Annotated in this window: 11 protein-coding genes; all 11 read left to right on the forward strand. The window is 43.1% G+C overall.

Annotated features, from left to right (window positions below):
- Positions 1-179: 179 nt before the first annotated feature.
- The 11 genes from AC6CHU_RS07390 to AC6CHU_RS07440 all read left to right on the forward strand — a co-directional run bounded on the left by AC6CHU_RS07390 (position 180) and on the right by AC6CHU_RS07440 (position 13,357).
- Positions 180-971, forward strand: coding sequence for a YmfK family protein (locus AC6CHU_RS07390; protein WP_159862727.1), 792 nt, complete (start codon positions 180-182; stop codon positions 969-971).
- 21 nt (positions 972-992) lie between these two features.
- A complete protein-coding gene (locus tag AC6CHU_RS07395; RefSeq protein WP_159862728.1) occupies positions 993-1,904 on the forward strand; it encodes a helix-turn-helix domain-containing protein in 912 nt (303 codons plus the stop codon).
- A 327-nt stretch (positions 1,905-2,231) separates the two neighbouring features.
- Positions 2,232-2,810: a CDP-diacylglycerol--glycerol-3-phosphate 3-phosphatidyltransferase gene (pgsA, locus tag AC6CHU_RS07400; protein WP_159862729.1), complete on the forward strand. Its 579-nt coding sequence runs from the start codon at positions 2,232-2,234 to the stop codon at positions 2,808-2,810.
- 28 nt (positions 2,811-2,838) lie between these two features.
- Positions 2,839-4,089 carry a competence/damage-inducible protein A gene (locus AC6CHU_RS07405; RefSeq protein WP_159862730.1) on the forward strand — a complete coding sequence of 417 codons (1,251 nt, stop codon included), beginning with the start codon at positions 2,839-2,841 and terminating at the stop codon, positions 4,087-4,089.
- A 271-nt stretch (positions 4,090-4,360) separates the two neighbouring features.
- Positions 4,361-5,401: a recombinase RecA gene (gene recA / locus AC6CHU_RS07410; protein WP_159862731.1), complete on the forward strand. Its 1,041-nt coding sequence runs from the start codon at positions 4,361-4,363 to the stop codon at positions 5,399-5,401.
- A gap of 642 nt (positions 5,402-6,043) precedes the next feature.
- The gene (rny, locus tag AC6CHU_RS07415; RefSeq protein WP_396398013.1) at positions 6,044-7,609 is read left to right on the forward strand and encodes a ribonuclease Y; all 1,566 of its coding nucleotides are present in this window, start codon (positions 6,044-6,046) and stop codon (positions 7,607-7,609) included.
- Positions 7,610-7,738: 129 nt separating this feature from the next.
- Positions 7,739-8,536 (forward strand): TIGR00282 family metallophosphoesterase, encoded by a 798-nt coding sequence (locus tag AC6CHU_RS07420; protein ID WP_159862732.1) that lies wholly within the window; start codon positions 7,739-7,741, stop codon positions 8,534-8,536.
- Positions 8,537-8,865: 329 nt separating this feature from the next.
- Positions 8,866-9,126, forward strand: coding sequence for a stage V sporulation protein SpoVS (gene spoVS / locus AC6CHU_RS07425; protein WP_009330666.1), 261 nt, complete (start codon positions 8,866-8,868; stop codon positions 9,124-9,126).
- 404 nt (positions 9,127-9,530) lie between these two features.
- Positions 9,531-10,454: a dipeptidase gene (locus AC6CHU_RS07430; RefSeq protein WP_251282845.1), complete on the forward strand. Its 924-nt coding sequence runs from the start codon at positions 9,531-9,533 to the stop codon at positions 10,452-10,454.
- Positions 10,455-10,753: 299 nt separating this feature from the next.
- Complete coding sequence (locus AC6CHU_RS07435; RefSeq protein WP_159862734.1) at positions 10,754-12,490, forward strand: 2-oxoacid:acceptor oxidoreductase subunit alpha; 1,737 nt, start codon at positions 10,754-10,756, stop codon at positions 12,488-12,490.
- On the forward strand, positions 12,491-13,357 hold the full coding sequence (locus tag AC6CHU_RS07440; RefSeq protein WP_159862735.1) for a 2-oxoacid:ferredoxin oxidoreductase subunit beta: 867 nt from the start codon (positions 12,491-12,493) through the stop codon (positions 13,355-13,357). It begins immediately after the preceding gene.
- Positions 13,358-13,400: the final 43 nt, after the last annotated feature.

Consider the following 13,400-nt stretch of genomic DNA (forward strand, 5'->3'; position numbering starts at 1 on the left):
TACCCCAAAACATTTCCTCCCCGGCCAAACGGGTTTTTCCTTTCATATTGGCAAAAAATCATATATTATAGAATCTAGATGAAAATTTAGGATAAGTTTAATAAAATTTTACATACAAAAAAAGTTCATTTATATATAAAATGCGCTTGTAAGCGCATCATGCAGGAGGAGGTTTTCCGGTGGAGAAAACAGAATGGTATTTGGAGTATGAAATCCAAAAAAATCGTCCCGGCTTGCTTGGTGACATTTCTTCCCTGCTGGGTATGCTATCCATTAACATTGTCACGATTAATGGCGTGGATGAAGGCCGCAGAGGCTTGCTGATTTTGGCTAAAGACCATGAACAGATTGAACGCCTAAAGTCCATTCTTAATACGATGGACACAATTAAAGTGATTAAGCTTAGGGAGCCTAAGCTGAGGGACCGGCTTGCAGTGCGTCATGGAAGATATATTCAAAGGGATGCCGACGATAAGAAAACCTTTAGGTTTGTCAGGGACGAGCTTGGGCTCTTAGTGGATTTCATGGCTGAATTATTTAAGCAGGAAGGGCACAAGTTAATAGGGATCAGAGGAATGCCAAGGGTTGGAAAAACAGAATCCATAGTCGCTTCAAGTGTCTGTGCGAACAAACGCTGGCTATTTGTATCATCCACACTGCTGAAGCAGACGATACGAAATCAGCTGATCGAGGATGAATATAATGAAAATAATTTGTTCATAATAGACGGAATTGTCTCAACCCGGCGTGCCAACGAACGGCACTGGCAGCTGGTCAGGGAAATTATGCGCCTCCCAGCAGTTAAAGTAGTGGAGCATCCGGATATTTTTGTGCAAAACACTGAGTACTCTCTTAATGATTTTGATTATATTATTGAGCTTCGCCACGACCCTGAGGAAGAGATAACCTATGATGTGGTTGAGAAGAACAACATGTTCTCTGAATCAGATTTTGGAGGCTTTGATTTTTAGTAAGTTGGAAGGTGTTGTAAATTGACAGAATTAGGCAATCGATTAAAAGAAGCACGGCTGGCTAAAGATATGAGCCTTGACGATCTGCAAAAGGTTACAAAAATACAAAAGCGCTATCTGGTTGGAATTGAAGAGGGCGATTATAGCATGATGCCCGGAAAGTTTTATGTCAGGGCATTTATAAAACAGTATGCTGAAGCAGTTGGAATAGAGCCGGAAGAAATTTTCGAACAGTATAAAAATGATATTCCAGCACAGATGAATGATGATATTCCGGAAAAGCTTTCGCGTGTTCAATCCAGGAAGGATCTTTCGGGAAGGACTTCAAAATTGTTCGATATTCTACCAAAGATTCTTATTGGAGTTTTCATTGTTGGTCTCATTGCGGTCCTATACAATTTTCTGGGGGCGAAAGATCAGGCGGATAAGGAAGAGAAGCCCTCAGATCTGACTGATGAACAGACAGTTATTGAAGAGTCAGAAAACCTGGCAGAAAATAAAAAAGATGAATCAGCAGAAAAGAAAGAAGAATCTGCCGATAAAGATGCTAATGATGTTAATGAAAAGGACAAGGACCAAGAAACCGAGGAAGCTCCAAAGCAGGAGGTTGCTGTGGTTCAATCCAGCGGAAATGAAACGGTTTATGAATTGAAAAATGCTGATAAGTTTGAACTGGAGGTTTTGTCTACAGGAGAAACTTGGGTGAATATCAAGAACGGCAAAGGGGATTCCCTCTTTCAGGGAATGCTGACAGCGGATGGCACGAAAAGCCAGAAGGTTGACTTTTCAAAGGAAACCGAAGCTTCAATTGTAGTTGGAAATTCGACGCAGACAGAAATTTATGTAAACGGCGAAAAAATTGAGTATAAGGTGCCGCCTTCAAAATCCGTCAGGCAGGATATTACCATTAAGTACGCGCCGAAGACCGAATAGTCATCTTTAGATGACTATTTTCGCTTTTTATGTAAAAATTATCAGTAAAAGGATTGCAGTAAATGTGTTAGACTTTTTCTGCAAGAAGCCTCATTTATCGCAGTCTAACGGGCAGTAGGACCACCGCTTCAAGGCTCAGTGGAATCAAAGGGGTATTAAATGGGGGGCAAACTGCCCGTAAAGGCCCGAAAGAAGGACAAAGACTAAAACGCCACATCCCGTGGCAACGTCTTTGAGGCCCACTTCCTGAGGGCCTCAACTAACAATCAGTGGGAAATAAAGCCCCCACTGATCGAAGTTTCACTTTATTATACTTGGAGGTAAAACATGAATCTGCCAAATAAAATTACAGTGTCCCGTATCTTGCTTATACCAATATTTCTGCTCGTCATGCTAGTCCCTCTTTCATGGGGAAATGTAGAGTTATTAGGGGCTAAAATGCCCGTTACCCATCTGATTGGAGCACTAATTTTTATTATTGCTTCGGTTACCGATTGGGTAGACGGCTATTTTGCCCGCAAGTACAATCTGGTTACAAACCTGGGCAAGTTTCTTGATCCGCTTGCTGATAAGCTCCTCGTCTCAGCAGCATTAATTGTACTGGTTGATCTTGGTCTGGCTCCATCATGGATTGTCATTATTATAATCAGCCGGGAATTTGCTGTAACAGGTTTAAGGCTTGTTCTGGCGGGGGAAGGAGAAGTAGTCGCAGCGAATCAGCTTGGCAAAATTAAAACTTGGGCTCAAATTGTAGCCATTTCTGCACTGCTTTTACATAACATTGTTTTTGAAATGGTTTCAATCCGGTTTGACCTGATAGCCCTATGGATTGCGATGTTCTTTACAATCTGGTCCGGCTGGGACTATTTTGCTAAAAACAAGCAAGCCTTCATTAACTCAAAATAATTACTCTACCCAGGAAGGGGGCTTTTGAATGAATGCTGAAATTATTGCTGTCGGGTCTGAGCTATTACTTGGACAAATCGTTAATACAAATGCCCGCTTTCTTTCCCGGCAGCTTGCTGAACTGGGCATTAACGTTTTTTACCATACAGTGGTTGGAGATAACCCTGAGCGCCTGAAATCAGTGATCAAAATTGCCGAAGGCCGTTCAGAGCTGATCATCTTCACGGGCGGACTTGGACCGACAAAGGATGACTTAACGAAAGAAACGATCGCCCGCCATCTTGGCAAAGAGCTCATCATGGACGAACAGGCTCTTGAATCAATACAGCTTTATTTTAAACGCACCAACAGAGAGATGACGGAGAATAACAAAAAGCAGGCTCTTGTTCTTGAGGATTCACAGGTGCTTCCTAATGAGCATGGTATGGCACCTGGAATGATGATCGATAGTAGCCGGCATGTTTTTATGCTTCTTCCGGGGCCGCCAAATGAGATGGAGCCCATGTTCCTCAAACATGCTTTTCCAGCCCTGCAATCAAAACTCGGCACAGATGGCGTGATTGTTTCCCGGGTGCTTCATTTCTTCGGGATTGGAGAAGCCATGCTTGAAACGGAAATTGAAGATATTATTGATGCGCAGAGTAATCCAACCATTGCTCCGCTTGCTTCTGATGGTGAAGTTACTCTGAGGCTCACAGCAAAGCACAGGCAGCCTGACACGGCTATGATGCTGATTGATGAAGCGGAGTCTAAAATCCTTGATCGTGTCGGTGAATACTTCTATGGCTATGATGATACTTCCCTTATGTATGAGCTTACCAAGCTGATTAAGGAGAGCAGCATGACAATTTCCGCTGCGGAGAGCTTAACCGGCGGCATGTTCCAGGAGAAGTTTACATCTATTCCGGGTGCCGGCAGCCTTTTAAAGGGCGGTGTGGTCTGCTATACAAACGAAGTTAAGGCGAAAGTATTAAATGTCCGCAAAGAGACGATTGATAACGATGGGGTCGTCAGTGCACAGTGTGCAGCCGAGCTTGCAGAGAATGTCGCGAGTCTGACAAATGCCGATATTGGAATCAGCTTCACAGGTGTCGCCGGTCCGGATGAATTGGAAGGCAACCCGGTCGGGACCGTATATTTAGGCATCTGGATTAAAGGAAGGCCGGTTCAGACTGAAAAGCTGAACCTTGGAGGAACCCGTGCAGCCAATCGGGTTCGTACAGTAAAATACGGCTGCCATTTTCTTATTAAGGCATTAAAAGAAACTCAGAACGCCTGAAAATGCGTTCTGAGTTTTTAGTAGCCGGAATAATAGTCAGACTACTTGCTTAAATGCGATTTCATATACTGATTGACCCCTGAAAAACCTCACTTTTCCCGGCAGTCTTGATATTTTCGGGCAAAATAACCCGGCAAAAAAATCGAATGGATGTTCGATTTTTTGCTCGACAAATGCAATGAAAAGGTTTATAGTAGAGTTAGGTTTTGAGATGAGACAAAACGAATCTAATCAAAAGATAGATTCGTCTATATAAAAGGAGGAACTATTAGTGAGTGATCGTCAAGCAGCTCTTGAAATGGCGTTAAAACAAATAGAAAAGCAATTTGGTAAAGGTTCTATCATGAAGCTCGGGGAACAGAGTGACCGCAAAATTTCCACTGTACCAAGCGGGTCTCTTGCTCTTGATGCAGCTCTAGGGGTAGGCGGCTATCCAAGAGGACGTATTATTGAAGTCTATGGACCGGAGAGCTCCGGTAAAACAACAGTTGCCCTGCATGCTATTGCAGAAGTCCAGGCAAGCGGAGGTCAAGCTGCGTTTATCGATGCTGAACACGCTTTAGACCCTGTTTATGCACAAAAGCTTGGTGTAAATATTGACGAGCTTCTTCTTTCCCAGCCGGATACCGGAGAGCAGGCGCTTGAAATTGCAGAAGCCCTTGTTCGAAGCGGTGCTATTGATATTCTCGTAGTTGACTCTGTGGCAGCCCTTGTTCCCAAGGCTGAAATTGAAGGAGAAATGGGTGACTCCCATGTGGGTCTGCAGGCCCGCCTAATGTCACAGGCACTTCGTAAGCTATCAGGCGCAATCAATAAATCAAAGACAATCGCGATTTTCATTAACCAAATCCGTGAAAAAATCGGAATTATGTTTGGAAACCCTGAGACGACTCCTGGGGGGCGCGCATTGAAGTTCTATTCTTCCATCCGACTTGAAGTGCGCCGCGCAGAAACTCTTAAACAAGGCAATGAAATGGTTGGTAATAAAACAAAGATTAAAATTGTTAAAAATAAAGTCGCTCCTCCATTCCGAGTGGCGGAAGTTGACATCATGTACGGTGAAGGAATCTCCAAGGAAGGTGAAATCATCGATCTTGGCTCTGAGCTCGATATTGTCCAAAAGAGCGGATCATGGTACTCATTCAATGAGGAACGCCTGGGACAAGGCCGTGAAAACGCCAAAGTATTCCTAAAAGAAAACCCTGAAATCCGCCTGACTATCCAAAAACAAATCCGTGAACACTACGGGCTTGATGAAGAAAAAGTAGCCAGCGGTGACGAAGAGCAGGAAGAATTCGAGCTGATCGATTAATACAAAGGAAAAGCAAAGTCCTGAGCGGCTTTGCTTTTTTTAAAGGCTGTTTTTTCGCAAAGATTGCTGCTAAGTATTATATATAGTGAGTTGATTGCAGCGGGAGGTGCGAGATCCTCGAAAATACATTCGCATTTTCTTCGTGCGGCAGTATCCTCAAGGAAGCTTATTCAACGTCGGGACAGGTGAGACCCCGCAGACGCTTAGAGTCGGGGGAGCTTAGGCGCCCGCCTCGCGGAAAAGCTTGAGCATCCCTTCGCTGCAATCAACGGACAACATTGATAAACGACAAACAACAATTTATAAGAAAAGAGCCTTTTCAGAAGTGTTCAAACCAATCGAAATATTAAGAAAAGCCTTTAAGACAAACCCTTGACAATAAAATTCCACAGCTTTACAATTAAAAATGTATATTTTACATTTTATATGTAAAGAAATTCTTATTGAGTCAGACATTGTCTGGCTTTAGGCTCCATTGGCTTTTCATACGTTAATTAACTAGCCAGCCGTCAAATGGATGCCCAGTGCTTTTTTAAGATTGAAACGTTTAAAAGCCTTAGTGCTGTATATTGAATTGGACAATGTACATGCCAACACTTTAAAAAACGTAACACAAACAAGTTCATAGCAAGAGGAGGTGAAATGATGGATCTAGTAACAGCAATCATCTCCATTTTGCTTGGCCTAATCGTCGGTGCTTTTGTTGGCTATTTTGTTCGCAAATCAATTGCCGAAGCTAAAATTGCAGGAGCTAAAGATGCTGCTGAGCAGATTTTGGAAGACGCAAAGCGAGAAGCTGAGGCTACTAAGAAGGAAGCCCTGCTTGAAGCGAAAGATGGAATTCACAAACTCCGCACTGAAGCGGAAGGTGAAGTTCGTGATCGAAGAAATGAACTGCAAAAACAAGAAAATCGCTTAATGCAAAAAGAAGAGAACCTTGATCGCAAAGATGAAACGTTAGATAAACGTGAAGCGCTTTTAGAAAAGAGGGACGATTCTCTTAGCAAAAGACAACAGCATATTGAAGAGATGGAAAGCAAAGTGGAAGAGATGATTAAAGAGCAGCAAGCTGAGCTGGAACGCATCTCAGGCTTGACTCGTGAAGAGGCAAAATCCATCATTTTAGAGCGCACGGAGCAGGAAGTGGCTCACGATGTCGCCATTATGGTAAAAGAGAGCGAGACTAGAGCGAAAGAAGACGCGGATAAAAAAGCAAAGGAAATCCTGTCACTGGCTATCCAAAGATGTGCAGCTGATCATGTAGCAGAAACTACTGTATCAGTTGTCAACCTGCCAAATGATGAGATGAAAGGGCGCATTATTGGCCGCGAAGGCCGTAATATCCGTACTCTGGAAACTCTTACCGGAATTGATCTGATTATTGATGATACACCGGAAGCGGTTATTTTATCCGGCTTTGATCCAATTCGCCGGGAGACTGCACGCTTAGCTTTAGACAAATTGGTACAGGACGGTCGCATCCATCCAGCCCGAATTGAGGAAATGGTTGATAAGGCCCGCCGTGAAGTGGATGAACACATCCGTGAAATCGGTGAACAAACCACTTTCGAGGTTGGTGTTCACGGCCTGCATCCAGATTTAATCAAAATTCTTGGCCGATTAAAATTCCGTACAAGTTATGGCCAGAATGTTTTAAAGCACTCAATGGAAGTCGCTCAGCTTTCAGGACTGCTGGCTGCCGAATTGGGACAAGACGAAACGTTGGCCCGCCGGGCAGGATTGCTTCATGATATCGGTAAAGCAATCGACCATGAGGTGGAAGGAAGCCATGTTGAAATCGGTGTGGAACTTGCCACTAAGTATAAGGAGCACCCTGTTGTTATAAACAGTATCGCTTCCCATCATGGTGACACAGAGCCAACATCAATCATTGCCGTACTTGTCGCTGCAGCTGATGCATTATCAGCTGCAAGACCTGGAGCAAGAAGAGAAACGCTTGAGAATTATATTCGCCGTCTGGAAAAGCTGGAAGAGATCTCCGAGTCCTATGATGGTGTTGAAAAATCATTCGCCATTCAAGCTGGACGCGAAATCCGCATTATGGTGAAGCCCGAGCAAATTGATGATCTTGAAGCTCATCGTCTGGCAAGGGATATCCGTAAAAAGATTGAAGAGGAACTTGATTATCCAGGCCATATCAAGGTCACGGTTATCCGTGAAACGAGGGCCGTTGAATATGCTAAATAAAGCGATGCGCATGCATCGCTTTATTTCTTTTCCAAGCTGTGCTTTAAGTTAAGGGGGGCAATTGTGTTACACTAATAAAAAGGATTGGAAAAGCATACATATATCTTTAAAAACAGAAAGGGATAGGACATGAATATATTGTTTGTCGGAGATGTAGTGGGATCCCAGGGCCGGGATATGATCACTGAATATGTACCGAAGCTTAAAGAAAAATACCGGCCGCATATTACGATTATTAATGGGGAAAATGCAGCAGGAGGAAAGGGGATTACGGAAAAGATTTATCGGGGTTTTCTGGAGGCTGGTGCTCAGGCGGTAACTCTCGGGAATCACACGTGGGATAACCGGGAAATTTTTGAATTTATTGACCGGGCAAAATACATGGTTCGTCCGGCCAATTTTCCTTCTAATAATCCTGGCAAAGGCATGGTGTTCTTAAAGTTTAATACAGAGGAAGTAGCAGTTATCAGCCTTCAGGGCAGAACATTTATGAATACAAGTGACTGTCCTTTCCAAAAGGCGGATGAACTGATAAAAGAAGCCCGTGAAAGAACTCCATTCATTTTCGTTGATTTTCATGCAGAAGCAACAAGTGAAAAGCAGGCCATGGGATGGTACCTGGATGGAAAAGTATCAGCAGTCGTAGGTACGCATACCCATGTCCAGACAGCTGATAACCGCATTTTGCCTGGCGGGACTGCCTTTATGTCTGATGTGGGTATGACAGGTCCTTATGACGGTATTCTTGGTGTTGAAAAAGAAGCTGTAATCAAAAGGTTTCTCTCCGGACTCCCGGTTCGATTTGAAGTTCCGAAAGAAGGCAGGACTCAGTTAAGCGCAGCTGTTATTGAACTAAACCCTAAAACAGGGTTGGCTAAAAAAATTGACCGGATCTTAATAAATGATGACCATCCTTTTTACTCTTAATTAGATAAAAACTGCATCCGAATGAGCCGGATGCAGTTTTTTTTATTAGGAGAAACCAGACTTCAGCTCAGATTTTCCTTGAACAAGCAGAACTCAGGAAGAAAATCAGCCAGGAAACCATGCTTTTTTTGTCCAAGCCGGAATATGTGAATTCCAAGCTGAATATAGTAGCAATGGAATGATATATAGACCTGGTGCTGAATTCCATCAAAGCGGCTTGTTTATGACCGGAAAGAAATTGCCTGTCTAAAGGCAAATGGTCTCTCCAGAAGGCTAATCAGCGCTTTGAGCAATGCATACAGGAGGGGTAAAACGAGGAGGAGCTAGGAATGGAAATATTAAAAGTTTCAGCAAAATCTAATCCTAATTCTGTAGCTGGTGCGCTTGCCGGAGTTCTTCGCGAAAGAGGAAATGCGGAAATCCAGGCAATTGGTGCGGGTGCATTGAACCAGGCTGTTAAGGCAGTAGCGATCGCAAGAGGATTCGTAGCGCCTAGCGGAGTGGATTTAATTTGTATCCCTGCATTCACGGATATCCTGATTGACGGCGAAGAACGGACTGCCATTAAGCTGATTGTGGAGCCGCGTTAGTTCAGAAGCTTCAGAATGGGAAATCATCCTTTGTCATATGCAGAAGTCAGTAAAATATAGATCTAACAAAAAATAATAAAACCTGTTTGCATTATAGGCAAACAGGTTCTTTTTTTAATAGGCTGTTTTCGTTATGTTTGCTGCATTAAGGAACCCTGTCTTCGCCTGCTGGGTCTCACATTTCACTCTCCTCGCGCAGGACATTGATGAAGCTTCCTCGAAAAACTACCTCACGAAGAAAATACGTCTGCAATTTGGGGATGAAGTGCCCAAAGCGCAGAGCAACTCAGCAAATTCCAGTAAGTTATGAGGAGTGCCTGCAGGGGAGAATTCAAAAAAAGACAGCCTTTTTTTAGAAAGAGCTTCTTAAAAAGAGAATGATATGAAAAAAGGAGGAAGGACGCTTGAAAATATTTGATGCACATTGTGATGTTTTATATAAAATGTTTATGGATAGAAAGATTAACTTTCAAAATTCAGGCAGTCTACAGGTAAATATGGATGCGATGCAGGCATCCGCCTTAAAGGTCCAGTGCTTTGCCATATATGTGCCGGAATCTGTCCATCCGGAAATGAAGTTCAACGCAGCCTTATATATGACCAATTTGTTTTTCGAGAAAGTGCTTAAACCCAACCCGCAATTAAAGCTCATTAGAAATGCCCGGGACATCGGCATGCTGAAGGATGATGAGGCAGGGGCTATACTGACCTTGGAAGGCTGCGACGCGGTTGGCTGCGATATGCTGAAATTGAAGACTCTTCTCAGGCTGGGAGTATCTTCAGTGGGGTTAACCTGGAATTATGCAAACTGTGCGGCTGATGGAGTGCTTGAAGAAAGGGGGGCAGGCCTGTCTTCGTTTGGCAAAGGGGTGGTTTTTGAACTAAATGCCAGCAAAGCATGGTGCGATGTGTCCCATCTTTCGGAACGGGGCTTCTGGGATGTGATGGAATGGGCCGACTATCCTATTGCCACTCATTCGAACTGCTATTCGCTGTGCCCGCATCCCCGCAATTTAAAGAATGAACAGATTGAAGCCCTGATAGACAGGGACAGTGTGATGGGCATTACATTTGTGACTGAATTTTTATCAGGCAGACAAACAGCGACAATTACCGATATTCTCAGGCACCTGGAGCATGTATGCTCACTTGGGGGAGAGAATCACGTGGGGTTTGGTTCGGATTTTGATGGTACAGAAGGAAAAATTGCAGATTTGGAGGATGCAAGAAAATACGACAGCCTGATAAATGAACTAATAAAATATTATTCTGATATACAAGTTGAACAATTTTTATTTCACAATTTTTATAGCAGGTTTCCAAAGTGAAAATGGTAAAAAAACTATATATCAAGGGATATGAGGAACTTCAAAAATCAAAAATGAAAACATCTTTTTAGCATTTTTCGAAAAATAAAAAAATATTCATCTTTTATCCGATAAATGCCCGGAAAGGGTTGCTTTTTTAGACACATAGGTCTAGAATTGAAAGCGTTTAGTACCCATCCAGCTTCCAGAATATAGCCATAAAAGCATGTTGATTTAGGGGATTGACTGGACAAGTACTACGCTGATATTTAATAAACGTTTTTACATAATTTCTTAACGTATCTAAAGGGGTGTAAGACATGATCAATCAACTTTCATGGAAAGTTGGAGGACAGCAAGGGGAAGGTATTGAAAGTACTGGTGAGATTTTTTCCATTGCACTAAATCGTTTAGGGTACTACCTGTACGGTTACCGCCACTTTTCATCACGTATTAAAGGCGGGCACACGAACAATAAGATTCGCGTAAGCACGTCACAAATTCGTTCTATCTCAGATGATTTAGATATTCTGGTAGCTTTCGACCAGGAAACAATTGATTTAAATTACAAAGAACTTCACGATAAAGGGATCATGATTGCAGATGCGAAATTTGATCCTAAACAGCCAGAAGATACGAATGCAGCTTTGTATGCTGTGCCTTTTACAGAGATTGCTACAGAGCTTGGTACATCCCTGATGAAAAACATGGTTGCTGTTGGTGCAACATGTGCAGTTCTAAATTTAGATATTAAAGTATTTGAAGAAGTAGTTCAAGAGATTTTTGGACGAAAAGGACAGCAGGTTGTCGATAAGAACATGGAAGCCATTCAGGCAGGCTTTGATTTCATGAAAGAAAAGCTCAGTGATGATGTGGAATTAATGGAGCTTGAAAAAGCTGACGGGCTGAAGCGTTTATTTATGATTGGCAACGATGCAATCGCTCTTGGTGCGCTTGCAGGAGGCTGCCGTTTTATGGCTGCTTACCCAATTACACCTGCATCCGAAATCATGGAATACCTGATTAAAAAGCTTCCTGCGCTTGGCGGATCTGTTATCCAGACTGAAGATGAAATTGCCGCTGTTACAATGGCAATCGGTGCTAACTACGCAGGTGTCCGATCGCTTACAGCATCTGCCGGTCCCGGACTTTCACTTAAGATGGAAGCGATCGGCCTTTCAGGGATAACTGAAACACCTTTAGTTATCGTGGATACACAGCGTGGAGGACCTTCCACAGGACTTCCGACAAAACAGGAGCAGTCTGATTTAATGGCAATGATTTACGGAACTCATGGCGAAATTCCAAAAATCGTTCTTGCTCCTAGTACTGTCCAGGAAGCATTCTATGACACTGCTGAAGCATTCAACCTTGCAGAAGAATACCAGTGTCCGGTTATTGTACTGTCAGATTTGCAGCTATCTCTTGGAAAACAGACAGTGGAGCCGCTTGATTTCAGTAAAGTTGAAATCCGCCGCGGAAAGCTTGTTACAGAAGAACTTCCTGAAATTGAAAACAAAGGCTACTTTAAGCGCTTTGAGGTTACAGAAGATGGGGTTTCTCCACGTGTAATTCCTGGCATGAAGAACGGCATTCACCATGTAACAGGTGTTGAGCATGATGAAACTGGAAAACCTTCAGAATCAGCTGCAAACCGCAACGCGCAAATGGATAAGCGTTTCCGCAAGATTGAAAACATTAAATTCAATACACCTGTTCACCAAAATGCTCCGCATGAAGAAGCGGACCTGCTGATCGTTGGCTTCAACTCAACAAGAGGGGCAATTGAGGAAGCTATGAGCAGACTTGAACAGGATGGCATTAAAGTAAACCATGCACAAGTTCGCCTGATTCATCCTTTCCCAACTGATGAATTATTGCCGCTTGTAAAAACAGCTAAGAAAATTGCTGTAGTTGAAAACAATGCTACAGGACAATTAGCGAACATTATGAAGATGAACGTCGGACATGCTGAGAAAGTATATAAGCTGTTAAAGTACGACGGAAATCCATTCTTGCCGCATGAAATCCACACAAAATGCAAGGAGTTGTTCTAAATGGCCACATTTAAAGATTTTCGAAATAATGTAAAACCAAACTGGTGCCCGGGCTGTGGCGACTTTTCCGTGCAGGCTGCGATTCAGCGTGCGGCAGCAAATGTTGGTTTAGAGCCTGAGAATCTAGCTGTCGTATCAGGCATCGGTTGTTCCGGACGTATTTCCGGCTATATCAATTCATATGGTTTCCACGGCATTCATGGACGTTCACTTCCGATTGCCCAGGGTGTTAAAATGGCTAACCGTGATTTAACTGTTATTGCATCCGGCGGTGATGGAGATGGATTCGCGATTGGTATGGGCCATACGATCCATGCGATCCGCCGTAATGTGAACATTACTTATATCGTAATGGATAACCAAATCTATGGTTTAACAAAAGGACAGACTTCACCTCGTTCTGCGGCTGGCTTCAAAACGAAGTCCACTCCGCAAGGTTCAATTGAACAGGCTATTTCTCCAATGGAAATGGCATTAACAGCTGGTGCGACTTTCGTGGCGCAGAGCTTCTCAACGGATCTTAAAGATCTGACTGCGTTAATCGAAGCGGGAATCAAGCATGATGGCTTCTCCTTAATTAACGTGTTCAGCCCATGTGTTACATACAACAAAGTAAACACATATGACTGGTTTAAAGAAAACCTGACTAAGCTTAGCGATGTGGAAGGCTATGATCATTCAAGCCGTGAAATGGCTATGCAGACTCTAATGAAGCACAGTGGTCTTGTAACTGGCTTAATCTATCAGGACACAGAGCGAAAGTCTTATCAGGAGCTGCTTTCAGGTTACTCTGAAACTCCATTATCACAAGCGGACCTTAAGCTTGATCAAGCTCACTTTGATAAACTTGCAGCTGAATTTATGTAATAGACTTGAAGCCCGGGGCATCCGGGCTTCTTTTATATAATCT

It is taken from the genome of Cytobacillus sp. GQ23 (assembly GCF_059758675.1).

Coding starts and splice junctions, on each gene's coding strand:
- AC6CHU_RS07405 (WP_159862730.1), top strand. CDS start 2,839: ATGAATGCTGAAATTATTGCTGTCGGGTCTGAGCTATTACTTGGACAA.
- spoVS (WP_009330666.1), top strand. CDS start 8,866: ATGGAAATATTAAAAGTTTCAGCAAAATCTAATCCTAATTCTGTAGCT.
- rny (WP_396398013.1), top strand. CDS start 6,044: ATGATGGATCTAGTAACAGCAATCATCTCCATTTTGCTTGGCCTAATC.
- AC6CHU_RS07435 (WP_159862734.1), top strand. CDS start 10,754: ATGATCAATCAACTTTCATGGAAAGTTGGAGGACAGCAAGGGGAAGGT.
- pgsA (WP_159862729.1), top strand. CDS start 2,232: ATGAATCTGCCAAATAAAATTACAGTGTCCCGTATCTTGCTTATACCA.
- AC6CHU_RS07440 (WP_159862735.1), top strand. CDS start 12,491: ATGGCCACATTTAAAGATTTTCGAAATAATGTAAAACCAAACTGGTGC.
- AC6CHU_RS07420 (WP_159862732.1), top strand. CDS start 7,739: ATGAATATATTGTTTGTCGGAGATGTAGTGGGATCCCAGGGCCGGGAT.